The 23,470-nt window shown below is 56.2% G+C and carries 24 protein-coding genes; 20 read left to right on the forward strand and 4 right to left on the reverse strand.

All coding sequences use genetic code 11. The features are described from left to right. Nucleotide 1 precedes the first annotated feature (1 nt). Complete coding sequence (locus M4951_RS00915; RefSeq protein ID WP_262024606.1) at nt 2-1,117, reverse strand: Gfo/Idh/MocA family protein; 1,116 nt, start codon at nt 1,115-1,117, stop codon at nt 2-4. A gap of 220 nt (nt 1,118-1,337) precedes the next feature. On the opposite strand from M4951_RS00915, the gene M4951_RS00920 reads away from it, so the two are divergent. From M4951_RS00920 to M4951_RS00975, 12 genes are all read left to right on the forward strand, one after another. Beyond that, entirely contained in the window at nt 1,338-2,495 is a 1,158-nt protein-coding gene (locus tag M4951_RS00920) for a xylose operon transcription regulator XylR (protein ID WP_262024607.1), read from the forward strand. A 341-nt stretch (nt 2,496-2,836) separates the two neighbouring features. Next, nucleotides 2,837-3,910 (forward strand): DUF1559 domain-containing protein, encoded by a 1,074-nt coding sequence (locus M4951_RS00925; RefSeq protein ID WP_262024608.1) that lies wholly within the window; start codon nt 2,837-2,839, stop codon nt 3,908-3,910. 135 nt (nt 3,911-4,045) lie between these two features. After that, nucleotides 4,046-4,498 carry a carboxypeptidase-like regulatory domain-containing protein gene (locus M4951_RS00930; RefSeq protein WP_262024609.1) on the forward strand — a complete coding sequence of 151 codons (453 nt, stop codon included), beginning with the start codon at nt 4,046-4,048 and terminating at the stop codon, nt 4,496-4,498. Nucleotides 4,499-4,508: 10 nt separating this feature from the next. Further along, nucleotides 4,509-5,582: an LVIVD repeat-containing protein gene (locus M4951_RS00935; protein ID WP_262024610.1), complete on the forward strand. Its 1,074-nt coding sequence runs from the start codon at nt 4,509-4,511 to the stop codon at nt 5,580-5,582. 102 nt (nt 5,583-5,684) lie between these two features. Beyond that, on the forward strand, nt 5,685-6,752 hold the full coding sequence (locus M4951_RS00940; RefSeq protein WP_262024611.1) for an LVIVD repeat-containing protein: 1,068 nt from the start codon (nt 5,685-5,687) through the stop codon (nt 6,750-6,752). A 119-nt stretch (nt 6,753-6,871) separates the two neighbouring features. Beyond that, on the forward strand, nt 6,872-7,228 hold the full coding sequence (locus M4951_RS25570; RefSeq protein ID WP_315985751.1) for a metalloregulator ArsR/SmtB family transcription factor: 357 nt from the start codon (nt 6,872-6,874) through the stop codon (nt 7,226-7,228). A 73-nt stretch (nt 7,229-7,301) separates the two neighbouring features. Next, entirely contained in the window at nt 7,302-8,531 is a 1,230-nt protein-coding gene (gene arsB, locus M4951_RS00950) for an ACR3 family arsenite efflux transporter (RefSeq protein WP_262024612.1), read from the forward strand. Beyond that, nucleotides 8,528-8,779 carry a hypothetical protein gene (locus M4951_RS00955; RefSeq protein WP_262024613.1) on the forward strand — a complete coding sequence of 84 codons (252 nt, stop codon included), beginning with the start codon at nt 8,528-8,530 and terminating at the stop codon, nt 8,777-8,779. Before arsB ends, M4951_RS00955 begins: the two co-directional genes overlap by 4 nt. Before the next feature lie 36 nt (nt 8,780-8,815). Next, nucleotides 8,816-9,229, forward strand: a complete 414-nt coding sequence (locus M4951_RS00960) for an arsenate reductase ArsC (RefSeq protein WP_262024614.1) — start codon at nt 8,816-8,818, stop codon at nt 9,227-9,229. A gap of 21 nt (nt 9,230-9,250) precedes the next feature. Next, nucleotides 9,251-10,135, forward strand: a complete 885-nt coding sequence (locus M4951_RS00965) for a methyltransferase domain-containing protein (protein WP_262024615.1) — start codon at nt 9,251-9,253, stop codon at nt 10,133-10,135. Nucleotides 10,136-10,362: 227 nt separating this feature from the next. Then, nucleotides 10,363-11,610 carry a hypothetical protein gene (locus tag M4951_RS00970; RefSeq protein WP_262024616.1) on the forward strand — a complete coding sequence of 416 codons (1,248 nt, stop codon included), beginning with the start codon at nt 10,363-10,365 and terminating at the stop codon, nt 11,608-11,610. A gap of 122 nt (nt 11,611-11,732) precedes the next feature. Beyond that, complete coding sequence (locus M4951_RS00975; protein ID WP_262024617.1) at nt 11,733-11,876, forward strand: hypothetical protein; 144 nt, start codon at nt 11,733-11,735, stop codon at nt 11,874-11,876. Between the two features lie 33 nt (nt 11,877-11,909). Here M4951_RS00975 and M4951_RS00980 read toward each other — a convergent pair whose 3' ends face one another. Next, nucleotides 11,910-12,617 (reverse strand): ankyrin repeat domain-containing protein, encoded by a 708-nt coding sequence (locus tag M4951_RS00980; RefSeq protein ID WP_262024618.1) that lies wholly within the window; start codon nt 12,615-12,617, stop codon nt 11,910-11,912. Nucleotides 12,618-13,212: 595 nt separating this feature from the next. Here M4951_RS00980 and sucC point away from each other — a divergent pair. From sucC to M4951_RS01005, 5 genes are all read left to right on the forward strand, one after another. After that, complete coding sequence (sucC, locus tag M4951_RS00985) at nt 13,213-14,397, forward strand: ADP-forming succinate--CoA ligase subunit beta (RefSeq protein ID WP_262024619.1); 1,185 nt, start codon at nt 13,213-13,215, stop codon at nt 14,395-14,397. Nucleotides 14,398-14,568: 171 nt separating this feature from the next. Beyond that, entirely contained in the window at nt 14,569-15,444 is an 876-nt protein-coding gene (sucD, locus tag M4951_RS00990; RefSeq protein WP_262024620.1) for a succinate--CoA ligase subunit alpha, read from the forward strand. A 259-nt stretch (nt 15,445-15,703) separates the two neighbouring features. Beyond that, entirely contained in the window at nt 15,704-15,913 is a 210-nt protein-coding gene (locus M4951_RS00995) for a ribbon-helix-helix protein, CopG family (protein WP_262024621.1), read from the forward strand. Beyond that, entirely contained in the window at nt 15,910-16,497 is a 588-nt protein-coding gene (locus M4951_RS01000; RefSeq protein ID WP_262024622.1) for a hypothetical protein, read from the forward strand. The genes M4951_RS00995 and M4951_RS01000 overlap by 4 nt, the downstream gene beginning before the upstream one ends. A gap of 10 nt (nt 16,498-16,507) precedes the next feature. Beyond that, entirely contained in the window at nt 16,508-16,690 is a 183-nt protein-coding gene (locus M4951_RS01005) for a hypothetical protein (RefSeq protein ID WP_262024623.1), read from the forward strand. An 884-nt stretch (nt 16,691-17,574) separates the two neighbouring features. On the opposite strand, the gene M4951_RS01010 is transcribed toward M4951_RS01005, so the two are convergent. Then, a complete protein-coding gene (locus M4951_RS01010; protein WP_262024624.1) occupies nt 17,575-18,891 on the reverse strand; it encodes a DUF1501 domain-containing protein in 1,317 nt (438 codons plus the stop codon). A 14-nt stretch (nt 18,892-18,905) separates the two neighbouring features. Continuing rightward, entirely contained in the window at nt 18,906-21,029 is a 2,124-nt protein-coding gene (locus M4951_RS01015; protein ID WP_262024625.1) for a DUF1549 domain-containing protein, read from the reverse strand. Between the two features lie 273 nt (nt 21,030-21,302). Between M4951_RS01015 and M4951_RS01020 the strand changes: the two genes are divergently transcribed. The 3 genes from M4951_RS01020 (at nt 21,303) to M4951_RS01030 (ending at nt 23,456) form a co-directional block, all read left to right on the forward strand. Further along, nucleotides 21,303-22,307, forward strand: a complete 1,005-nt coding sequence (locus M4951_RS01020; protein WP_262024626.1) for an SMP-30/gluconolactonase/LRE family protein — start codon at nt 21,303-21,305, stop codon at nt 22,305-22,307. A gap of 217 nt (nt 22,308-22,524) precedes the next feature. Continuing rightward, nucleotides 22,525-22,890 carry a hypothetical protein gene (locus tag M4951_RS01025; protein ID WP_262024627.1) on the forward strand — a complete coding sequence of 122 codons (366 nt, stop codon included), beginning with the start codon at nt 22,525-22,527 and terminating at the stop codon, nt 22,888-22,890. 119 nt (nt 22,891-23,009) lie between these two features. Further along, nucleotides 23,010-23,456 (forward strand): tetratricopeptide repeat protein, encoded by a 447-nt coding sequence (locus M4951_RS01030; protein ID WP_262024628.1) that lies wholly within the window; start codon nt 23,010-23,012, stop codon nt 23,454-23,456. Nucleotides 23,457-23,470: the final 14 nt, after the last annotated feature.

A 23,470-nucleotide genomic window follows, 5' to 3' on the forward strand; every position in this document is an offset into this window, starting at 1 on the left:
GTTAGGCGAGCGTGAAATCAGGCAAGCGAACGATTTCGCCTCCCTGTTTGGTCGATTGGTGGGCGCACAATCCGACGCAGGTCCAGTTGGCGCTGATAACCGCGTTGGGCCAGGGATCACGATCTTCGGTCAATGCACAGGCGAACTCGTTGGCCAGATGCGGATGGGAACCGCCGTGTCCGGCGCCTTGGATGAACGACAAGTGTTCAACATCCTGAATCGCCCGCGTGAATTTTTGAATCTCGGCCGGCAACCGTTGGGCGAAGTCTGGCACGGTGATTCGTTGGGCGATTTCGTGTTCTGGCTTTTTCGCCGTATGCAGTACGTGTTCCTCCCCTTCGATCAGCGCCCACTCAAAACTTTTCTTCGTGCCGTAGACATCAAAGCTTTCGCGATATTGTCGCGCCGTGTCAAACAAAAAACGCCAGATATGAGCGGCGACCGGACTATCTTTTAGCTTGATGTGACACGTTTCCACCGCGTATTGATTGCCCGATTTCTCGGCCAGTTCGGGCGAGATAGCGCCAGAGCCGAAACAGCTGACGTATTCGGCGCGGCTGTTCATCAGGCCCAGTACGGGGCTGACGACATGGGTCGCGTAATGCATCGGGATCATGCGCTCCCAATATTCGGGCCAGCCTTGCATATCTTGCGGATGGGAAGCGGCCATGTATTGAATGTCTCCCAGTTCCCCCTGGTCGTACAGCTGTTTGATGTAGAGAAATTCGCGGCTGTAGACGACCGTTTCGGCCATCATGTACTTCAGGCCGGTTTCGGCGACCTTCTCGACGATTTGACGGCATTCTTCGATCGTGGTCGCCATCGGTACGGTGCACATCACATGCTTGCCGGCGTCAAGCGCCTTGAGCGACATCCAGCCATGATCCGGTATCGGCGAGTTGATATGAACAAAGTCGACCGCCGGGTCGGCCAGCACCTGATCATAGCTGGTGTAGCGCTGCTCGATCTCCAGCATGTCGGCCATTTTGTTCATTTCGGCTTCGTTCCGTCGACAGACCCCATACATCTTGATTTGCGGGTGAGCTTTGTAGATCTGGATGAACTCGGCGCCGAAACCGAGACCCACAATCACCACGTTGAACTGCTTCGTATTCATCAATAATCCTTCGAGCGAGAAGATGCATGGAGAGTGCAGCGTACTGACAAAATGGCGACGGCGTTCAGCACGTTCTTATAACCTGATCTGTCGCCGCGCTAAAAGCCATGAGAAAACGCGAACACGATCGGAGGTATTTCACATAAGGTGCAGTGTCACCACAATTTTCGTCTACAATGGAGCCAACCACGCCGCTCCTCCAAGGGATAAACGCTTTCTCATGAAACGCCGCAAGACAGTCGCGCTGTTGATTGAAACGTCAAACGCGTACGCACGGGGGCTGTTGGAAGGGATCATCTCGTATGTCCACGAGCATCAGCCGTGGTCGATTTATGTGCCGGAACAAGAACGCGGCGCGTCGCCGCCGGCCTGGTTAAAAAGTTGGAAGGGGGATGGCGCGATCGTTCGAATCGAAACTCCTCAGATCGCAGCGGTTGTAAAAAAGCTGAAGATGCCGGTCGTCGACGTCAGCGCCGCGCAGTTGGTGCCCGGCGTGCCGTGGGTCGAAACCGATGACGCCGAAATTGCCCGAACCGCCGCCGATCATTTGTTGGAGCGTGGGTTTCGTGAGTTCGCATTTTGCGGAGAGCCTCATTTCAACTGGTCCAAGTGGCGCGAAGAAAACTTTGTCGAGCGTCTCAAGCAAGCGAAGCGACGTTGCCATATCTTCGAGTCGACGCCGCGCGATAGCGAGTCGTATTCCTGGACGCGCGAAAAACGTCGCATGGCCGCCTGGTTGCACAAACTGCCGAAACCGATCGGTTTGATGGCCTGTTACGATATCAAAGGTCAGCAGGTGTTGGACATCTGTCGCGAGTTGGAGATCGCCGTACCGGAGCAGGTCGCCGTGATCGGCGTCGATAACGATCGCTTGTTGTGCGATCTTTGCTCGCCGCCGCTGTCAAGCGTGATCCCTGACGCGCGCACCACCGGATACGAAGCGGCTCGTTTGCTCGATCGTCAGATGAACGGCGAAACGGTCGGTGACGAAGGCATGTTCGTGCCGCCGCTGGGGATCAACACGCGACAATCGACCGACGTGATGGCGACCGAAGATCCGATCATCGCCAAAGCGATGCAGTTCATTCGCGAACATGCCTGCGACGGCGTCAACGTGCAAGACGTGTTGTCGGTGGTGCCGCTTTCGCGCCGCGTGCTCGAATATCGCTTTAAAGAAGCGGCCGGCAAAACGCCGCACGAAGCGCTGGTCGGAGTGCGACTGGATCGCGTCCGCCAATTGCTCCGCGACACGCAACTCTCGATGGCCGACATCGCCGATCGCACCGGCTTCGAGCATGTCGAATACATGAGCTCGGCGTTTCGCAAGAAGACGGGAATGTCGCCGTCGGAATATCGGCGTCAGGTGCAGCCGAAGTAAAAGCGACAAGCGAAGTCGATTTGTCGCCGCGCGCTTCAAGATCTGTTTTACCTTAGCTTGGCCAAAAGAAAGACATTGCGCTAGTGTTTTGCGCTGGTTGACGCTTTCTGTTGATGATTGCGCGCATTTGTTCCGAAATCGGTTTTTGCGAAGAGGCCTCTTGGCTTTGCGAAGAGGCCTCTTGGCTTTGCGGAAGATATAACGCAAAGAACTTTGATCGAATCTTCATATGGTCTTGTTCGATCTGGGATTCGCTTATTGCTAGTTTGTAGAGACCAGCGGCAATCGACTTTGACGCTTGGTTTTTTCCGCTCTCTATCCAGCCAAGAGAATCCTTGAAAATGCATGCCTCCACGCCTTGCTTGAACGGACGTTCCGAAGATCTGGTCGGGGATGTCCGCCATTCGATCGAAAACGGCTCCGCCCCGACTTCTGCATTCCGAATTCGTGCAGGGTTCACCCTGGTCGAATTGCTGGTGGTCATTGCGATCATCGGCGTGTTGATCGCTCTTTTGCTGCCCGCTGTGCAACAGGCCCGCGAAGCGGCCCGGCGGATGTCTTGCTCGAACAACCTCAAGCAACTCGGCTTGGCTCTGCATAATTACCACGACACCTTCGGCGCTTTTCCGATTGGCAGCGCTTATCAGTACGCATCGTCCTGGATGGTGGGAGTGTTGCCGTTCATTGAAGAGCGCGCCTTGTACGATCAATGGACTTTCGTCCAGAGTCGTGGGGGACAAACCTCCAATGCGCCTACGACAACCAAAACGGCCTTCGCGGATGTGGTGATCTCGGGCTATATCTGCCCTTCGAGTCCCTTAGAAAACCTGAGCAGAGCAAGCGTTAGTCCCCGTTTTGGCGCTTCCAACTATATGGGGATTTCAGGAGCGGCGACGCCCACCGACGTGGTGTCGTCGACAACCGGAGATCGCTGCATCCAAGGGAAATATGGCTATGTCTGCTCCAATGGGTTGATGCCTCCCAATTTGTCGATTCGGATGGGAGAAATCACCGATGGCTTGACCAACACGCTGCTCGTCGGCGAACAGTCTGATTTCTGCGTTGACTCGACAGGAGCGAAAGTAGATCTCCGAAATTCGTGGCGCTGGGGTTTCACGATGGGGACTGGATCCCCGGGATACCCTGGGACCTCGGATTGGACGAGCACCATTGAGAACGACACGCACAATATCTCGACCATTCGCTATGCCGTGAATTACAAAGCGAAGACTTCCGACACCTTAGGCAATGTTGAATACGGCACCAATGCGCCGATTCAGTCGGCTCATCCCGGCGGAGCGCAGGTGTTGTTTGCGGACGGAAGCGCCCATTTCCTTGCGGAAACGATTGATGTAAATGGGATCCTGTGTCCGCTAGCCGCACGGAATGATGGTCTCACGATCGGCGATTACTAATCGGTCGTAGAGAAAGCTAGGGAGTGCGGATGCCGTACTTCCGATTCCTTGCTTGTCGGTAAGAAATGATCCAGAACGGGAACGCTCTATTGGCCCGTTGACTTCCTCCTGCATCTCTCCAATTGGGCTTGCACTATGTACTCAAGAACTACTCTCCAGAATTTCTATTTCGGGATCGCTGGCGGCGTCTTGTGCTGCATGTTCGCTGGTTGCATGGGAGGAAATCAAGTTCCGATCGTCCCGGTTACCGGACAAGTCATGATGAACGACGAGCCGGTCTCCCAAGCGATCGTCTCTTTTGAAAATGCGCGCACCGGTTTCGCCGCGATGGCGGTGATCGCAGACGACGGCAAATACCGGATCCGATCGCAGTATGGCGACGGGATTCCGCCAGGGGAATATGTCGTTTCCGTTTCCCCCCCCTCGACTCGAGACGAACTGGATAAGCGGATCCCGCTTACTCCGATTCAGGCGAAAATCCCGAGGAAGTTTCAGTTCTCACAGTCCAGCAATTTGTCCGCCAGCGTGAAAGAGGGAAAGAGCACGTTCAATTTTCAATTGGGTTCTTCTTCAACAGACCATCGGTAAAGCCACTTTCATGATTGTAAATTTCAAGTTTCTCTTGCTTGTCGTCTTTTTCTTTGGATCTGCATTTGCGTATTACGGGGCTCTTGAGGCCGCTTCTCCTTTTGTCGGCGTGCTGGTCGATCCTGTGCTGTTGCGAGGAGTGGAAGACGTTTACCTCGACGGCGATCGAGCCTATCTTCCATGTCGCGAGGGGCATCGACTCACGGTTTGCTCGATCAAGGATCCGACTCAACCGCAGATTTTAGGTTCGTTCACCCACCCGGCGCTGGATCAAGCGGCGGGGTTCGCCTTGGATGGGACGACGGCTTATGTCACATCCAATAGTAATCATCATCTGCTGATCGTGGATGTGGCCGATCCGGCGGAGATGAAGTTGCTAGGAAAGGTATTGATCGGCACGGCGGATGGCCCCGGCGCACTTTACAAAGTCGCTTATCGAGATGGCTACTGTTATGTAGCTTTGCAACAAAGCAAGCGGATGTATGTGGTCGACGTACGCGACAAAACAGAGCCCAAAGTTGTTAGCAATATTCAAGTCACCACGGATAATGATGGTCCTTTCAGCGTCGAGTTGCGAGATCAATATGCCCTGGTGGGGACGTTGTTCGGCCGCAACAATCGTCTCGCGGTAGTCGACATCCAAGATCCGCTGCATCCGCAGTTGACCGCGGTATTGCTGAACCCGCATCTGTGCCAGGTGAGCGGGAAGTTTGTCGGCGATCGATATGTCGCCGTTTGTTGGAACAATAATTCGCTTCTGGTGGTGAACATCTCCAATCCAACCAAGCCTTCTCTCGAAGCAGTGCTGGTTGACGAGCGTCTAGGGAAACCAAATCGGTGCGAAGTCGTCGAAGACCGAGCCTACTTGCCGATGGTGGAAGGAGATGGCGTCGCCGTTGTCGATATTTCCGATCTGTCGAAACCTCGTTTTTTGTCGTCGTTCACGCATCCACTATTGGATAAAACCTACGGAATCGCCGCTCGCGGCGATCTGTTGTTCGTCGGCTCGCGTGAAGGCAATAGCCTCGTGGTGATGGATCGCCGGGATCTTGAGCCGGGATCGGCGAGCGGGCTGGTCAAGTGATCTCCACTGCAGCGGCGCTTGAGGGAGCGAAAGTCACCCCCTCTTATCTGGAAGAAGGGATGGGTTCGCCTCCTCTCGGGGTTGGATTCACAGGAGTGAGCAATGCAGCGAGTTTCGTCCTTTTTCAACAAAGTTATGCTTCTGATGGGGGTGGCCGCGAGTCTGATTTCTGGCGGCGAGCCGGCGCTGGCGGGATCTCCGATCGTGGGCACGTTGGTCGACAGCGAGCAGTTGAACGGCGTAGAAGACATCTTCTTGAGCGGCGATCTCGCGTACTTGCCTTGTCGGGAAGGGCGTCGCTTGACCGTCTGCTCGATCAAAAACCTGGCAGCGCCCACCATCGTAGGATCGTTCAGCGATCCGGATTTGGATCAAATTACTGGTTTCGCTTTGGAAGGCGAAACCGCTTATCTGGCGTCGCAAAATAGCCAGTATCTCCTGATTGTCGATGTATCCGATTCCGCCGCGATGAAATTACTGGGCAAGGTTCGCATCGGTCAGCCGGGAAGCAAAGGCCCCCTCTATAAAATGGCGTATCGAGACGGGTACTGTTACATGTCTCATCAAGCCGAGAAGCGGCTGTACATTGTCGACGCACGAGACAAGTCACGCCCCCAGGTAGTCAGTCACGTGCAGGTAACCACGGCCGATGACGGCGCCTACTGCGTTACGATGCATGGGAACTATGCACTGGTAGGAACCGTTTTCGGCCATCCGAATCGCCTGGTCGTGGTTAACGTTGAGAATCCGGTGAAACCGCGAATCGTGGGGGAGGTGCTCGCCCCACATCTCAGTCAGGTGATTGGCGTCGTCGTCGGCGACCGGATGTACGCTGCGTGTTGGCCATGGGATGCGATGGCGGTCATCAATCTTGCCAGGCTCTCTGATACGACCATGCCGAGTCTCGAAGGAGAATTGGTGGATGAACGACTGGGTGAGCCGAATCGCTGTGCAGTTGTTGGAGATAGAGCTTACCTGCCGATGGTCCGCGGAGATGGAGTAGCGGTGGTCGATATCTCCAATCCCGCGAAACCACGATTTCTGACATCGTTTAGCGATCCTTTGGCGAAACGAACTTACGGTCTGGCGGCTCGCGGCGATTATGTTTACTTGGGAGCACGTACCGGCGACAGTCTGGTCATTCTGAATCGCCACGAACTTGAGAAATAATCGGTCTTTAGGGATATCTCCCTCGGGCGCAGCCGAATTAGGCAAGGCGACGTGCGATCTCTCCTTGACTTTTCCGCGACGAACACTATATTCGTTTAAGCGAATGTAATGGTTCAAGCATGAAAACGATCACCCAGGCCCTAAATCCCGAGCTAGCGTTTCGCGCTTTGTCCGATCCGACCAGGTTGCGGATTTTGCATTTGCTGCGTAAGGGAGAGCTCTGCGTTTGCGATCTGGTCAACGTGCTGGACGTGCCGCAGCCGACCGCTTCGCGACATTTGGCCTACTTGAAAAAGTCAGGCCTGGTCGCCGCTCGCAAGGAAGGGCTGTGGCAGTATTACCGTTTGATTCAACCGGCCAGCAAGTTTCATCAGACGCTGTTGAAATGCGTTACGGATAGCGCCGAGTTGCTGCCGCAACTTGCCGCCGATCGCGACTATTTGTCATCGTGCGGCGAAAGCGATTGTTGCGAATGACTCCTTTTTTTTGATTTATATATTCGCCTAAGCGAATATAGTGCCTAGAGTAGCAAGTGAATTGGAATTTGATATGGACATGAATTCTGGACGTTGCGCTGACGAACCGTCGAAAGGAATCGGCTTCTTCGAGCGATACTTGACCGTGTGGGTTTTGCTCTGCATCGGCGGCGGCGTTCTGCTCGGAAAAGTGGTCCCAGGCGTGGCTCGTTCGCTAGATCAAATGGCGATTTATGTGGGGGATGCGCCGGTCATTTCGATCCCGATCGCGCTCTGTCTCTTTTTTATGATGTATCCGATCATGGTGAAGATCGACTTTGCCAAAGTCGTTCAGGCAGGCAAAGCTTGGAAGCCGGTCGGGTTGACGTTGCTACTGAACTGGGGCGTCAAGCCGTTCACCATGTACGCGATTGCATTGTTCTTTCTGGGGTACCTGTTTCTGCCGCTGATTGGGGAGGATGCCGTCGATTTGGTCAAACCGCCGCTAGGCGTCAACCTGGTGGAAGGCGACGTCTACGGATCAGGAACCGTCGTTTTGGTGGACGGAGTCAAGATGCTGCAGGTTCCCTTGTGGCGCAGCTATCTGGCGGGTTGCATTCTGTTGGGAATCGCTCCCTGCACGGCCATGGTGTTGGTCTGGGGATATTTGGCTCGCGGCAACGATGGCTTGACCCTGGTCATGGTTGCGATCAACTCGCTCACCATGTTGCTGCTATACGGCGTCTTGGGCGGTTTTCTGCTGGGGGTTGGTCAGCTTCCCGTTCCTTGGCAGGCGTTGCTGCTGTCGATCTCCGTCTACGTAGCGTTACCGCTGGCGGCCGGCTACGCATCGCGAATCGCGATCATTCGCACCCAAGGAAAAGCCTGGTTTGAAGAGAAGTTTCTGCATTGGCTGACCCCGGTCACGATCACCGCTTTGTTGGCGACGTTAGTGCTGCTCTTTTCGCTGAAGGGGGAAGTGATTCTTGGCAATCCGCTGACGATCGTATGGATTGCGATCCCGCTGCTGTTGCAGACGATCCTGATATTCGCGCTGGGATACGCCGTCGCAAGATGGATGAAATTTTCGTACGAAGATGCGGCGCCCACCGCCATGATCGGCGCTTCCAATCATTTTGAGGTCGCCATTGCGACGGCGACGATGTTGTACGGTTTGTCGTCAGGCGCCGCGCTGGCGACGGTCATCGGCGTCTTGATCGAAGTGCCGGTGATGCTGATGCTGGTGCGGTTTTGCGTCAAAACGCAGTCGTCGTTTGCGAACCAATCGTCCGAGTCGATTACGGCAACAAAGGGAGCCATATGATGGAGAATCAGCCGCTTCCCGATTGCTACTCGAAAATGTTCCCCGACGTACTTCATCTGCCGGCCGGCAGAACCGTATCTGGTAAGGCGCTAGGAGTGGAAATTCAAAAGTCGGGCGGATTGGTGACATCTGGCAAGCGTGTCGTCGTGAATCATGAGCAATGGGACGCTTGCCGCCGCTGTCCTCAGTTTGAACATTGCTATCAACTGTCGATGGCCAAGTTGGCGCTATCAGCGGCCATTCAATAGATTTCCTTCCAACCATCAAAAATAGGAGCACGCTTGATGAAACGCGTTTTAGTTCTGTGCACCGGCAACTCCTGCCGTTCGCAAATGGCCGAGGCCTTGTTCGAGACTTTGAGCGAAGGCGCCTGGCAGTCGGAGTCAGCCGGTTCCAAACCTTCTGGCTACGTTCATCCGCTGGCGATTCGTGCGATGAGCGAACTGGGCGTCGACATCTCGTCCCACGAGAGCAAGCATGTTGACCAGTTCGCCGACCAGCCGTTTGATCTGGTCGTGACCGTTTGCGATAACGCCAAAGAGGCTTGTCCGGTTTTTCCTGGCGCCAAGCAAACGTTGCACTGGCCCTTTGATGATCCGGCCGATGCGACCGGCGACGACGAAGAAAAGATGTTGATGTTCCGCCGCGTGCGCGACGAGATCAAAACGAAAATTTTGGGCTACTTGCCGACCGTCTAATTCGATTCAAAGGGGAACAGGATGACCAACGAAAACACCGCTGCAATCAAGTCGAACTACGGCGCGGTTGCGACCAGCGGCCTTTCCAGCGAACATGCTGGCGTCAAAGCGATCGCCGAGGCGTTCGGCTACTCGGCCGCCGAACTTAGTTCGATCCCGGCCGGCGCCAACATGGGGTTGTCGTGCGGCAATCCGACGGCCACCGCCAATCTGCGAGCAGGGGAAGTGGTTGTCGATCTCGGCTGCGGCGGCGGTCTCGACGTCTTCTTGGCGGCGGCGAAAGTGGGCCCAACCGGCAAAGCGATCGGCATCGACATGACGCAGCCGATGATCGATCTAGCAAACAAGAACGCCGCCAGCAGTAACCCGCCGCTGACGAATGTCGAGTTTCACCTGGCGACGATTGACGCGATGCCGCTTGATGATAACAGCGTTGACTGCGTGATCAGCAACTGCGTGATTAACCTTGCCGAGGACAAAGCGGCCGTCTTTCAGGAGATTGCCCGCGTCTTGAAGTCCGGCGGCAGGGTCGCCGTCAGTGACATTGCGCTAAAGAAGCCGCTGCCGCCAGAGTTGGCAGGCGATATCTCGGCCCTGGTCGGTTGCATCGGCGGAGCGATTCCGATCGCCGATTATCGCCAAGGTCTGCTCGACGCCGGTTTCGCCGCGGTCGAAGTGGTCGACGACCAGGCCGATCTCAACGCCTACGCCAGCGTCGACAATCAGGCCGGCTGCTGCTCACCCACGATGAGCGACGATCCGCTGGCGATTATCGACGCCGGTTGCTGCGGCGGCAATGAAGCAGTGCTGGAACCCGGTATCCATCAGCGTTTGACCGAACTGCTGCAGAAATATGACATCAACGAGTACGCGGCGAGCGTGAAGGTTTACGCCGTGAAGCCGTAAGCGAGAATGCGTGCATTTATTTTGCGTTATGCAGGCGTCAGGAAGTTTTCCTGACGCCTTTTTTGGTCTAGGAATAAGTTTGCCGCGGTCGCGGTCAGACCGGTATAAGTAAGGTTATGATCGGCGGTTCTCTCGCCCCATGCGCGGCGTCTGTGAGTGGGAGGCGAAGCTAATGAGAGCCTGAGCCAAGACCGCAAGACGTTAGCCAACGGAAAATAGTTACTCGCATGAAATCCTCACTCTCGTTCTTCCTCTTGTTGGTCTGGAGCGCCGTCGCGTCGGCCAATGTGGTGCAGACAACGCCGCAGGCAGACGCGACTGCGTCGTTTGCCAACAAGCTGGAAGCGAAGTTGATTGATGTTCGTACTAGCCAGCTTAGTCCATTGCAAACCATTGAATATCTGCAGCGCATCATCGATGAGCAAACGGCGAATCAAGCCAAGCTGACCACCTGGCAAGGCAAGTACCAGCTGTTTCAAAAAGAGTATCGCAGAGTCGTAGGGCTGCGCCCCAACGGGACGCGGATTGCCGAGATCGGTTTTGGTGAAACGACTGCGCATGTTGAGTTTGCGGCCAATTTTTTGACCGACGTTTGCTATTACAAGTATGTGCAGCTCCAGCCCCCGCGGTTGTTTCATCTGCCGCGACGACTGGACGCCAGGTCGACCATTATCCCGGCTCAACAATTAGTACAGATCATTGCAGGCCCTAGCCAAGTGCTGGGGCTGCGTACGCTTCCGCGCGATCCGCAGCGGATCGATAAACAGGCGATACCCGCCGATTCTCTATTGCCGAGACGGATCGTGCGCCATAAGCCGGTCGAACCGATGCGGCCGTTCGCGTTGGGGCCGATGGCCGATCCGCGGGCGCTTTTCATTTCGGTCGCCGGCAGCAACGTGATCGACATCTGCCGCAAGCGAATCGAAGAACTCAGCAATGAGGAGACCGAAGGAATTGTCGCCGCCCAAATTGATCAAACGGGTGATCGCCATTTTTTGGTGATGCGGCACGAACCGACTGATTCGCCGTATCGCACGATCGATATTTTTTCGCTGGCCACTGGGTGCTCGCTAGTGACGCGGCGAATCACACAAAAGCAGGGGGACGAAACGCTGGTCGACGATTGGTTTTTCAACACCTACCAACAGCAGCAGGGCGTCTTGTTGCCGGCTAGCCATGTGCGGCATTCGCGCGACTATAGCAGCGGGCGACCGGGGCCGGTCATTGTGCGAGCTCGGTTGGTTGAGAGCCGGCTAGGAGAAGAGCTGCCGGCGTTTGACTTGGCCTGTTTAGGAGCTCGTGACGGGGACATCTATAGCGACCGCATTGCAAAAAAACTTTCGTTTCTCGATCCGCAACTTCAGCCGGTGGGGCCGAACGCCGTCAAGCGTTCGATCGATCAATACCGCATCTACCATCAGATTTTGCGGAGCGAGAGCCGGTTCTATAATCGGCTTGACGCCCAGCGTCCGTAGCAAGATCCTCAACGATAGTTGGCGATTGTTTCGGAAATCCCGCTTGTAGCGATTTGACTTGCCCCGTCCGTATGACAGGCTTCCTAATGGATAACTGTCACTTTTCAGGACGCGGATGGCTTATGTCGTATCTCATTCTCTTTTGCGCCTTGATTGGGTTTGGCTGTTACATGGATTGGAACGTCATGCTAACCGCCGGCGTCACCTTCGGCGGGCTCGCGATCTGGTTCTTGCTGCTCAACCGGCGGCTGGCCATTCCGAAGTAACGCTGCGCGAAGCAGCTCGACCGCTGCGTGCGGCTATGCATCCGGCGATGGGATGGCTCCTGCTTGCTCCAGCATTTCTATGATCGTCGGGTCACCGCAATGCCATGCCTCGTCGAGCGGGGTCAGGCCGCTTTCGGGATTGGCCGCATTCACATCTGCTCCAGCATCAATCATCCGTCGAATTTGAGCTTTGTCGCCGCTGCGGATCTTCTCAATCAACAGCGGTATTTTGGCCTCGATGCGAGTGCTGACCATGCGTTGCGATCCGAAGTCGGGCGTCGCCTGACGCTCATTCAAATAGGTATGGGCGTAATAGCGAGTGGGAAAACGCCCTCGGCTGGCGATGGCGGAGAAGCCTCCGTTTGGGCCTGGTGATTGGTGAGCGAGAAGCGTCCGTTGTTGGAATCCCCGATAAGCCTCTTCGCCGTTCAGATAGGACCAGCCGGCGACCCCCAGGGTCGACGGAATCGCCAGCAATACGAACAGGCCTGCCCAATGGGGCCTGGTCAGATATCTCTGCGAACGGCTCGGATCGCCATCTTGGGGTTCAGCATCTACCGCTGAATCAGCTTTGTCGCGCCAAGCGATCTGCAGCACCGCCGACCAGAAGATCACGGTCAGCGTCATCAGCGCGACGCCGCTCAGGCTCTCCCATTCAAACTGAGCAGGGCGAAGCCGCCAGAAGTAAAACCCGGCCTGGGCGGTCGCGATGGCGAGGATAATTAGCAGGCTGCGCATCATGGTCTCCGGTTCGGCGGGGGGAACGCAGTTCGGCATGGCGTCTTTGCAAGCGACTGAATTGTTCGCTTGCGGCGTTGTCGAGTCTAGGCGTTAATCGTCCCGTGTGTCGCGATTTCGTCTCACATCGCGAGGCGCGAAGTCAGATTGATACCTGCTAGCAGGCGCGATTGGTAATTTATCGGCCGCAGATGGTAGTTTGGATAAGATTTAGGGCCGATATTCGGGATGTTTTCGCCTCCGAAGCATTTGGCACAGCGCTCGCCTATTAAGTCTGCCAACTTCCCCCAAGTTTGGAGACTTTTAAAATGCTCGCCATCCAATCCTGCCTGATTTTCGCCGGTTTCGTTTTTTCGCTGATTGCTTTGACCGCCGCTTTGCGCCCGGTGAAGCGAACGACTCCGTTCGGCGTCTAAGCCTTACGTTTGTCGAGCGAATCCCCTTCGCGCGGCATGCTCAAATTGCGTCTCTATTTCCTGCATGAAAATAGCTTCAGGTTCATCAACCACAAAAGCGCTATGGTTGACCCTGTTTCGTTCTGAATCGATAATCCGGCTTTTACCGCACCATGACGCCTCGACTCAGTCGGATTTAGTCGATGAAAATTCACGAATACCAGGCGAAGCAGCTTCTCCGCGACGCAGGCGTCGCCGTCCCGCGCAACATCGTCGCCACCACGCCTGAAGAGGCGGCCAAGGCCTACGCAGAGCTCGGCGGCAAGATCGCCGTTGTTAAAGCTCAGATCCACGCCGGCGGGCGCGGCAAGGGGACGGTAAAAGAGAACGCCGACCAACGCGGCGTCCAACTCGTCAAATCTGCCGACGAGGCGAAAGCGGTCGCCGCCGCATTGCTGGGCAAAGAGCTGGTCACCATTCAGACCGGCCCCGAGGGGAAACTGGTCAGCCAGGTTTTGGTCGAAGAAGGGTGCGACATTGCCCGCGAACTCTATATGGGGATCGTGCTGGATCGCGCCGCCGCCAAGCCGGTGCTGATGATGTCGAGCGAAGGGGGGACCGAAATCGAAGAGGTCGCCGCTCATAGCCCTGAAAAAATTCTGAAAGAGCATTTCGATCCTTCCCGCGGTCCTGACGCATTCCAGGTTCGCAAGCTTTGCAAAAAGCTGGGCATCGAAGGCGCCGCGATCAAAAGCGCCTACAAGTTTATTCAAGGGCTCTGCAAGGTTTACGTCGACACCGACTGCAGCCTATTGGAGATCAACCCGTTGGTCATCACCGGCTCGGGCGACATGATCGCACTCGACTGTAAGATGAACTTCGACACCAACGGCTTGTTCCGTCATCCGGCGATCGTGGCGCTGCGTGACCTGTCGGAAGAAGAACCGGCCGAAGTCAAAGCGGCCGATACCGGGCTCAGCTACGTCAAGCTCGAAGGCAACATCGGTTGTCTGGTCAACGGCGCCGGTTTGGCGATGGCGACCATGGATATCATTAAGCTGCACGGCGGCGAACCCTCGAACTTTCTCGACGTAGGCGGCGGCGCCAACGTCGATCAAGTCACCGAGGCGTTCCGCATTTTGCTGGACGACAAGAACGTGAAAGCGGTCTTGGTCAACATCTTTGGCGGCATCATGCGGTGCACGACGATCGCCACCGCAGTGGTCGAAGCGTACAAGAGCGTCGGCTTTAACGTGCCGTTGGTCGTCCGTTTGGAAGGAACCGAAGTCGAGCAGGGCCGCAAGATCTTGGCCGAGTCGGGCATCCCGATCATCATTGGCGACGGCTTGACCGACGCCGCGAAAAAGGTTGTCGCGTCTGTCGCGTAAGCGTCTGCTGACAACTTGGACACTTGCCCGAGGCGCAAGCCGAGGGAATGCGGTTAGGAGCAATTTTCTCTCCTGACAACATTTCAAAACGTGACAAGGTGCGTCGCGACGCACCCTACAAAGATTAATAAACTCCCTTAGGCTAAAACACCTCGAGAAGAAGCTGTTCCAATGAGCATCCTGATCAACAAAGATACGAAGGTCATTTGCCAGGGGATCACCGGCCGCGTCGGCGGCTTCCATACCAAGGGTTGCCTGGAGTACGGCACCAAAATGGTTGGCGGCGTTACGCCGGGCAAAGGTGGCCAAGAAGTCGAAGGCTTGCCGGTTTGGGATACCGTCGAAGAAGCGGTCGCTGCAACCGGTTGCGAAGCGACGATGATCTTTGTGCCGCCGGCTGGCACGGCCGATGCGATTCTCGAAGCGCTCGACGCCAAAATCAAAGTGATCATCGCGATCACCGAAGGGGTCCCGGTCCTCGACATGGTTCCGGTCTACGAGAAAGTGCGAGCCTCTGACTCGGTCTTGATCGGCCCCAACTGCCCCGGCGTGATTACGCCGGAGGAATGCAAGATCGGCATCATGCCGGGCTACATTCATAAGAAGGGCCCCGTCGGCGTGATGAGCCGCAGCGGTACGCTCACCTACGAAGCGGTTTGGCAGCTGACCAGCTTGGGATTGGGCCAGTCGACCTGCGTCGGGCTCGGCGGCGATCCGATCGTCGGAACCTCGTTTATCGACCTGCTGAAGATGTTCCAAGCAGATGGCGCGACCGAAGCGATCATGATGATGGGCGAAATCGGCGGCACCGCCGAAGAAGAAGCGGCCGAATACATCAAAGCCAACGTCGATAAGCCGGTCGCCGCGTTCATCGCCGGACGAACCGCTCCTCCCGGCAAACGAATGGGCCATGCCGGCGCGATCATCTCGGGCGGCAAGGGAACGGCCGACGAAAAGTTCGCCGCGCTGCGAGCCGCCGGCGTCGAAATCGCCGAAAGCCCGGCCGACATGGGAACCGCGCTGAAGCGAGCGATCGAAAAGAAGTAACGATCTGGCTGACATTTCACCATCCAAAACAAAGAACGCGTTCCGCATGGGACGCGTTTTTTTTGTGCGCCTGAGGAGACGTGATTTTGGCGTCTACAATAGGCGTAAGTTCTTTTAAAGCCGTGTGTTAAGTCCACATGTTGGTGGGCTATCGAGCCTACGACAAAGTTCATTAGCCGCTGAGCAGCTATTTTTTAGCCAAAAAATAGTTGTCATCGGGATGTCGCGGCGAATAATAAGTGATATTGGAGACATCATCATGAACAAACGTACGATGACCCTTAATTTGACCGATCGCGAGATGCAAGTTCTCGACGAACTTTGTGAAAAGAAGGGTCTGAATAAAACTGCACTCATGCGCCAAGCGCTTCGACTTTATCAGGCGGTCGACATTCGGATGGAACAAGGAGAACGACTTTTGTTCGAAAATGAAACGACCAAAGTAAAATCGGAATTAGTTGTGCTGTGAGTAGTTCTTCATCCGCAGTATTTCTCCGTCATGGAATGTCGGGAAAGCTGGTTTCCGCGGAACTTTACGATGCGATTCTCCAGCGGCATTTGGACGATCACGCCGACTGCTGGAAACCTCTGATCGTTGCGGAAGGAGAGCAACATGGTCACTGGGATTGGGAAGCGAAGTGGAGTTTTTTTTCGGCTCAGCTCAGATTTCAATCGTTTGCGATTGAGTGCGACGGTCGAACTCAGGGCCTGATGATCGTCAACACCATCAAGCGATGTCGAATACCAACGCAGGCCAACCAGCATCTTGTTTATGTCGAGTACTTGGAGGCGGCTCCCTGGAATCGCCGTGATGTTCCTGACTTCGTACGGTATAAGGGAGTTGGAACGGTGATGGTCGCAGCTGCAATTCAACGGAGTCGTGATGAAGGGAACCGCGGTCGAATTGGTCTTCATTCGCTACCACAGGCCGATCTTTTCTATCGAGAAAAGTGTGGAATGACCGACCTCGGCCCTGACACTGCGTACGATCCGCATCCGCTACGGTATTTCGAGATGACAGAGGAACAAGCAGCAAAGTTTCTTCCACAATAGGGGCAATAGTATGGAACTGCGAATCAGCAAAAACTGGTTTGAAGATCGCATTCAGACCAACGAAAATTATGAAGTTGGTGCGGGAGCGCCAACCAAAAGCGAGGCGAAGTACGACAAGCCGAAAGTTGCCGCGGGCGCCGAAAGCCCGGCCGACATGGGAACCGCGCTGAAGCGGGCGATCGAAAAGAAATAACGATCTGGCTGACATTTCACCATCCAAAACGAAGAACGCGTTCCGCATGGGGCGCGTTTTTTTGTGCGCATTGCCGATGACCAATATTTTTCTTCGCTTGCTCGAAGGTGCGTATTGTGACACCCCGACCGGCCCCTGTTTTTTCAGGTTGAAACCTGGGACTGGACCGGACTGCTGCTTTTCCGGGCTGAAACCTGGGACTGGACCGGACTGCTGTATTTCCGGGTTGCCCCAGCCCAGGACTGGACCGGACCGCTGTTTTTTCGGGTTGAAACCATGGACCGGACCGCGTTGTGTGAATTTTCGTAGGATGGGTGGAGCAAAAACCGAGATCGATTTAACCATCTTCGATTGACATGACCGGTTTTGCGTAACCCACCAAAAACCTGCTTGCCGACACGACATCATCGGTGGGTTGCGCAAGCGGCGATGTCGATTGATCTTGGTCGCCGGAATTCGCTTGCTCCATCCACCCTACCGCGTTGGCGATCTGGTGGATCGGCGCTCGGAATGGTCCGCGCGCAGCATCGCTCTCTCAAGTCGGCCTTCTCGGCCGCCAAATTATTGTTGTTGGCTGAATCGGGATTTCGTTGGTAGTGGACCTCTGATCTGTGCGCTTTGTCAATCGACAAAATAAGGGATGCTTTCAGGCCGCAGGCGGCCATGTCCCCATGATGTTTGGCGCCGACATGCAAAACACGGCCTGATCGCTTCGCACCGCGTGCCCCGACCAGTTCTGAACGAACTGGTCGGGGCGCCCAGCGATCGATTCCACCATCACCCAGCGTGCGCAACCATCGAGCAAATCGTCCCCGTTCGCTTCGTGAAAGGGGACTTGGGGGCCAAACGTCGTTGGTGGGTTGCGGGCTACGAAGAAATGGAGCCTAAAAGAGCTCCGTAATCAGCTCGCCCCCTTTGACCAGCGCTAGCGGTTGGTCTTGGTCGGTGACGTATTCTTCGTGCGGGTCGAGCCCCAAGATATTGCAGAAAGTGACGAACAGGTCCTGCACGCCGACCGGGCGATCGCTGACGTGGACGCCGTCTTTGTCGGTTGCGCCGATCACTTGGCCGGTTTTGACGCCGCCGCCAGAGAGACAGGTGATCCAACCGTCCGAATAATGCTCGCGGCCGCCGTCGGGTTTGAACTTCGGAGTTCGACCGAACTCGCCCATCCAGACGACCAGCGTGTCTTCCAGCATGCCGCGTTGTTCCAGATCACGCAGCAAGGTCGCATAGGCCTGATCGATTTCGCCGGCGAGCATGGGATTTTCTTTCCAGCCGTTTTTGTGCGTGTCCCACCCTTGGTCGCCGGTCGTGCCGGAGCTGAAAACCTCGATGAAACTCGCGCCATGTTCGACCAGACGGCGAGCCAGCAAACAGCCTTGGCCGAAGTTGCTGCGGGTATATTGATCGCGGAGCTTGTCGGGCTCGTTGTCGAGTCGGAAGACGTCGAGCTTTGGGCTCAGCACAAAGCGGCTGGTTCGCTGATAGATCTCTTGCTTCTCATGCACGCGATCGGCGCCGCCTGTGGATGCGAACTGCTGATCGAACTGTGAGGACAACGCCAAGCGGCGCTGCAGTCGCTGCGAGTTTACGGAGGGCAACACGTCTTCCGGCAGTTCACCAGCCGTGTTGATTTTGAACGAGTCATAACGGGGTCCCAGGACGCCGGCGTCGACATCGCGAGTTTTGATCCGCGGAGCGCCAATGCGCACGAACGCCGGCAACGCGTAACCAGGATCCCAGCGATCGCGCGCGACGACCGATCCCCAAGTGGGATAAGCGATCGACGGGTTGATCGGATAGCCGGTGCGGACCAATTTGATCGCGCGAAAGTGATCTCGCTCGCTGCTATGCATCGAACGAATCAACGCGATCTTGTCCATCACCTTGGCGGTCTCGGGCAGATATTCGGAGATCCGTACGCCGGGCAAGTTGGTCGCGATGTCGGTGGAGGGGCCTTGGTTCTTCGAGCCGATCTTGGGATTGAACGTTTCAAACTGGCTCGGACCGCCGTCCATCCAGAGCAAGATCATCGACTTGCCCCGTTTGCGGAGCTCGTCGGCCTGGGCGATCATCATGTCGCGCCACGAGAGCGTGACCGCTGTGCCTGCGGCGCCGGCGCAAAGTTGCTTCAAGAAACCTCGGCGCTGCGAGACGCCGTCTCGGCCGGCATGCAAATTCCAAAACGGCTGAATCATGAGCAAGTTCTCACTTAGCGACGAGTGGTGAATTCGGCCGAGTTAATCAGGCTCCAAAGCAAATCCTCGAACGCCGCGCGGCGATCGTCGACCTGCTTCAAGTAGTCGCGCGAGATCTGGGCGTCTTTGTCAGTCGGGCGACGACCCAGCACGTTGACGAATAGCTTTTCAATCGCCTGAGCGTCGTCGGGGTTGTCGGCCAAGATCTTCGCTAGTTTGGTGCGGGCGCCTTCGTCGGCGGCGATCTGCGCTTGCAGTTGGCGGTTGTTCATCATGAACATCGCTTGCTGCATCGTTTGTGGGCGAAACTGATCGCCAAGCGACGGATCATAACCAAACGCGTCGCGGACCAGGTCTTGCGTACTTTTGGGAGGAGGCGGAAAACGTTCATCGCCGGTCGGCTTCTTTTGTTCTCCCTTGAGGTTCGGCAGATCAATCGCCGCGGCGAGCGAAGCGAAGATCTCGTCGCTACGCAGCTTCTCGGGAGAGGAAGCTTCTAGCGGGCCGTGATGCTCATCGGTCTTTGGCAGTTGGCGTTGATAGGCCTGGCTGTTGAGGATCAACCGCAACAGCGCCTTGGAGTCGTACCGGTTGGCGACAAAATGCTCGGCGACCGCGTTGTGCACTTCGGGCAGCGTGGGGTAACCGGCCAGGTCGGTGATCTCATCCACCGGATCGCAGAAGGGGCGATCCATCAGACGATCCCACATCCGATTGACGTACGCTTTGGCGAACAGCTCATTCTCGGGCGAAACGACCCACTTGGCCAATTGAGCGCGACGCTCCAAGTCGGAGGTGTCTTGCGCGAGCGGCTCTCCGTCAAAGACGGCCGGCAACATGATCTGTTTTGTTTCCGGCATCTTATGTTCGCCCTTGGGCTTGCTCTTCACGACAATCTGGGTGCTGTCGTTCCAAGGCAATTCGGCTTTGGTGCGGACGAAGAAGGCGGCCATCTGATGGAACCGCTCCTGCGGAATGTCAACGAACGGATGATCGTGACACTCGGCGCATTGAATCTGGGCGCCCAGGAAGATGCGGGTCGACTCGCCGGCGAGACGTGAAACGTCGGCCTGATGATAGCCGACATAAAACGCGGCCGGGTTATCGGCGACTTTGCCGACGCCGGTCAGCAGTTGATAGCTGACCTGGTCCCAGCCGACGCCTTTGTTGAGTTGCTCGGCGAGCCAATGTTTGGGCGTGTTATACGAGAGGAAGGTGAGTTCCGGTTGCGGCGTGCGATAGCTAAAGACGTCGCTCCAATAGTTCGCCCAGTTGACGCCAAACTCTTCTGACGCCAACAGCCGGTCGATCAACTTGGCGCGTTTGTCAGACGAAGGATCTTCTAGGAACGTTCGCCATTCTTGCTCGGTCGGCACGCGACCGATCGCGTCTAAGGTGACGCGGCGCAGGAACGACTCGTCATCGACCAACGGGGTTGGATTGTCGATCGCGGCGACCGATTCGATCAGCTCGTCCAATTCGCGCGGCGTGAGGGTATGCAGCCCGGTCGTCTCGATTCGCTCAAACGGCGGCGCTGTCGCAAGTTCTTCTTTTTGCTGCTGGGCCTTTTTATCACCGGGATCGACCGTCTTGGCTTCAAACTTTTTCAGCTTTGGCAAATCCTTGATCGCGACGAGCAAGACGGCGTCGGCGATGATGATGCCGTCGGGATTGTCGTTGGTGATTTTGACGACCGCTTTTTCGTCGGATGGAAAGTGAAACTTGCCAAGCGATTGGAACGACGCCGGGCCCTTAGGACCGGGGCGTTGATTCAGGCGTTGGCGCGATTCGCCGTTTTGGTGCTGGATGATGATCGGCGCTTGCTGGGCCCGATTCGCTCCGCCGTTGTACGCCAGAAAAACTTCGTACTCGCCTGCTTCCGGCACTACGGTGGCGAAGGTCAGCGACTTGGGCGCGTTGCTGTCGGGCATCTTGGAGGTGCCGCTATGGAGATAGCCTGCGCCGACGTAGGGAGCGGAATGAGTGGAGTCGTGCCAAGGACCTTCCTTTTGCGCCGCCGCATCGTCGAGCAAGATTCCCGGCAATTTCGAAACGTCTAACACGTCAGCAGCTTGCGTTAGTTGGGGCCAAGCAAAACAGGCCGCCAACAGAACGAGAGCGAAACGACGGAGCACCATGTCGAATCACCTGGGTAGGAATGTGAGTGGCGAGCGGAAGGCGAGACTCTCCGGAAGAGAGCGGAATCGAATTTACCCAATGGAGAGGGCCGGGTCAACAAAAACCAAGCTTCTGCGAAGTTTTTCGTTGCCTCATGCTGGCATAGGGGGGGATAGATTCTCTTTGCGCGCTATGGGCATCGTGGCGATATTTGCGTCGCGCTTTCGCTCCGGCTACGATAAAATCGCAAATTGCTCGTTGATTCTCTCATCGCACCCTCCCGGATTCGCCCCATGTCGATTACGCGCATTACTTTTGCCCTGCTGGGAATGCTAGCTCTACTTATTTCGCCTGTGGCGGCGGAAACGCCCAAATCGATCGGCAAGATTCAGCGTCTCGATCCGGCGATCGACCAACTGATTCCGGCCGACGCGGTGATTGAGGTCTTGGCCGACGGTTTTGATTGGAGCGAAGGGCCGGTCTGGGTTCCGCAAGGAGAATACTTGCTGTTTAGCGATATTCCCCCCAACCGCATGATGAAGTGGAAAGCGGGAGAAGGGGTCAGCGTTTTCATGGAGCCGAGCGGCTATACCGGCAAGACGCCGTTCACCGGCAAAGAGCCTGGTACGAACGGTCTGGTGCTCGACGCTGCGGGGAATTTGACCGCTTGTTGCCATGGCGATCGCAACCTGGTGAAGTTTGTCGACGGCGAGCGGATTGTCTTGGCCGACAAGTATGATGGCAAACGACTCAACAGCCCGAACGATCTTACGATCCACAGTAGCGGCGACATCTACTTTACCGATCCGCCGTATGGATTGCCGAAAAACTTTGACGATCCTGGTCGCGAACTGCCATGGTGCGGCGTCTATCGTTTGAAGAAAGATGGCCAGGTCGAACTGCTCACCAGCAAGCAGACGCGTCCCAACGGCATCGCGCTGTCGCCAGATGAAAAGACGTTGTACGTCGCTCAAAGCGACCCCGCCGCGGCGACCATCACGCAGTATCCGGTCAACGCCGATGGCAGCATCGGCGAAGGGAAAATCTTGTTTGACGCGACCGACCTGGTTGGCAAAATGCCGGGCTTGCCGGATGGAATGGCGATTGACGCGTCTGGCAACATCTGGGCGACCAGCCCCGGCGGCGTCTATATCTTTACGCCGGCAGGGAAGCAGCTCGGTCTGCTTAATACCGGCGAAAAAACCGCCAACTGCACCTTTGGCGACGACGGTTATTTGTATCTCACCGTGGATATGTATTTGTGCCGCGTGAAGACGAAGACAACGTCCGCAAAGTAGGGGAGGCCTGCGTTCACCTCGTTCGCTTGCGCTGGGAAATTGAAGAGCGGTCAGAGCGGCAGGCACGGCCTGCCCTGCGACTGCTCTGACCACCGCTTGCCAGCGAAGATTCGCATTTCCATTCATCGATCGCTAAAATAAATGCTTCCCTGGCGGAAACCAAATGGAACTGCGTTTCTGAGTCACCGTGACCTCCTGCTTTCGTATGGCGTGAACGATGAGCGATTCGAAACTCACGGATGAGGAGATCCTGGCTTTGATCGGTACGCCGTCGACGATCCTCTTTGGCAAAGCGCCTGTAGGGCCGGAAGAGCGACGGCGGGAAAAGTTTTACGAGCGAATCGCCGAGTGTTTGGGGCATCGCGTCGAGTTGGCCAATTTGCGCGAAGAGTTTGAGTCGCCTGACGCTTCGGAAGGGCTTCTCTCGGCGCTCGATGAATTTATCGCGAGAGCGAGTGACGCGCACGAGTGCTGGACATTCTGTTCGCCCCAAGCCGCCTGGCGGAGTCTTGCGGAGTACGGCGGCTACGCGTTGGTCATCAAGGGACGCGTGACGGACGTTTTGATTACCATCCGGAATTGAAGCACTCATTGGAGGGGGGATTCCGCTGCGGCGACATGGGCAAAGTAGGCGATTACGTGTTACAATTGCCTGCGAAATCAAACCCCCTTTTGACGCTTAACCGATGGCCGGACTTCGACATGTCTGAACTGGATGACGCACTCTACGAACAGGTCACCGAGCTGAGCCAAGCGGGGAACGTGCTGTTTGACGCCGGCGATTTGGACGCGGCGAACGAAAAATTTGACGCTGCTTGGGAGTTGCTGCCGCAACCCCCAACGCAGTGGGAAGCGGCGCTCTGGCTGCTAGCGGCGAAGGCCGACATTCATTTTGCCCGCGAGCAGTACGCCGAAGCGGCCGCGGTGCTGACGCGAGCCGCGATGTGTCCGGACGGGCTGGGGAATCCGATTCTCCATTTGCGGATGGGGCAAGCTCAGTTTGAGCTTGGCGATAAGTCCCGCGCCGGCAACGAGTTTACGATGGCGTACATGACCGCTGGCGCCGATATATTTGAAGACGAGGACCCCAAGTACCTCGATTACCTGAAAACGATCTTGCAACCGCCAGTCGGACAAGACACGCTGTAATTTTTAACGAACCC

It is taken from the genome of Blastopirellula sp. J2-11, assembly GCF_024584705.1.
In the GTDB taxonomy this organism is placed as follows: domain Bacteria; phylum Planctomycetota; class Planctomycetia; order Pirellulales; family Pirellulaceae; genus Blastopirellula.

Bases quoted from the DNA above. Each gene is read 5' to 3' on its own strand.
- M4951_RS00915 (WP_262024606.1), bottom strand. From the start codon at position 1,117: ATGAATACGAAGCAGTTCAACGTGGTGATTGTGGGTCTCGGTTTCGGC.
- M4951_RS00920 (WP_262024607.1), top strand. From the start codon at position 1,338: ATGAAACGCCGCAAGACAGTCGCGCTGTTGATTGAAACGTCAAACGCG.
- M4951_RS00925 (WP_262024608.1), top strand. From the start codon at position 2,837: ATGCATGCCTCCACGCCTTGCTTGAACGGACGTTCCGAAGATCTGGTC.
- M4951_RS00930 (WP_262024609.1), top strand. From the start codon at position 4,046: ATGTACTCAAGAACTACTCTCCAGAATTTCTATTTCGGGATCGCTGGC.
- M4951_RS00935 (WP_262024610.1), top strand. From the start codon at position 4,509: ATGATTGTAAATTTCAAGTTTCTCTTGCTTGTCGTCTTTTTCTTTGGA.
- M4951_RS00940 (WP_262024611.1), top strand. From the start codon at position 5,685: ATGCAGCGAGTTTCGTCCTTTTTCAACAAAGTTATGCTTCTGATGGGG.
- M4951_RS25570 (WP_315985751.1), top strand. From the start codon at position 6,872: ATGAAAACGATCACCCAGGCCCTAAATCCCGAGCTAGCGTTTCGCGCT.
- arsB (WP_262024612.1), top strand. From the start codon at position 7,302: ATGGACATGAATTCTGGACGTTGCGCTGACGAACCGTCGAAAGGAATC.
- M4951_RS00955 (WP_262024613.1), top strand. From the start codon at position 8,528: ATGATGGAGAATCAGCCGCTTCCCGATTGCTACTCGAAAATGTTCCCC.
- M4951_RS00960 (WP_262024614.1), top strand. From the start codon at position 8,816: ATGAAACGCGTTTTAGTTCTGTGCACCGGCAACTCCTGCCGTTCGCAA.
- M4951_RS00965 (WP_262024615.1), top strand. From the start codon at position 9,251: ATGACCAACGAAAACACCGCTGCAATCAAGTCGAACTACGGCGCGGTT.
- M4951_RS00970 (WP_262024616.1), top strand. From the start codon at position 10,363: ATGAAATCCTCACTCTCGTTCTTCCTCTTGTTGGTCTGGAGCGCCGTC.
- M4951_RS00975 (WP_262024617.1), top strand. From the start codon at position 11,733: ATGTCGTATCTCATTCTCTTTTGCGCCTTGATTGGGTTTGGCTGTTAC.
- M4951_RS00980 (WP_262024618.1), bottom strand. From the start codon at position 12,617: ATGATGCGCAGCCTGCTAATTATCCTCGCCATCGCGACCGCCCAGGCC.
- sucC (WP_262024619.1), top strand. From the start codon at position 13,213: ATGAAAATTCACGAATACCAGGCGAAGCAGCTTCTCCGCGACGCAGGC.
- sucD (WP_262024620.1), top strand. From the start codon at position 14,569: ATGAGCATCCTGATCAACAAAGATACGAAGGTCATTTGCCAGGGGATC.
- M4951_RS00995 (WP_262024621.1), top strand. From the start codon at position 15,704: ATGAACAAACGTACGATGACCCTTAATTTGACCGATCGCGAGATGCAA.
- M4951_RS01005 (WP_262024623.1), top strand. From the start codon at position 16,508: ATGGAACTGCGAATCAGCAAAAACTGGTTTGAAGATCGCATTCAGACC.
- M4951_RS01010 (WP_262024624.1), bottom strand. From the start codon at position 18,891: ATGATTCAGCCGTTTTGGAATTTGCATGCCGGCCGAGACGGCGTCTCG.
- M4951_RS01015 (WP_262024625.1), bottom strand. From the start codon at position 21,029: ATGGTGCTCCGTCGTTTCGCTCTCGTTCTGTTGGCGGCCTGTTTTGCT.
- M4951_RS01020 (WP_262024626.1), top strand. From the start codon at position 21,303: ATGTCGATTACGCGCATTACTTTTGCCCTGCTGGGAATGCTAGCTCTA.
- M4951_RS01025 (WP_262024627.1), top strand. From the start codon at position 22,525: ATGAGCGATTCGAAACTCACGGATGAGGAGATCCTGGCTTTGATCGGT.
- M4951_RS01030 (WP_262024628.1), top strand. From the start codon at position 23,010: ATGTCTGAACTGGATGACGCACTCTACGAACAGGTCACCGAGCTGAGC.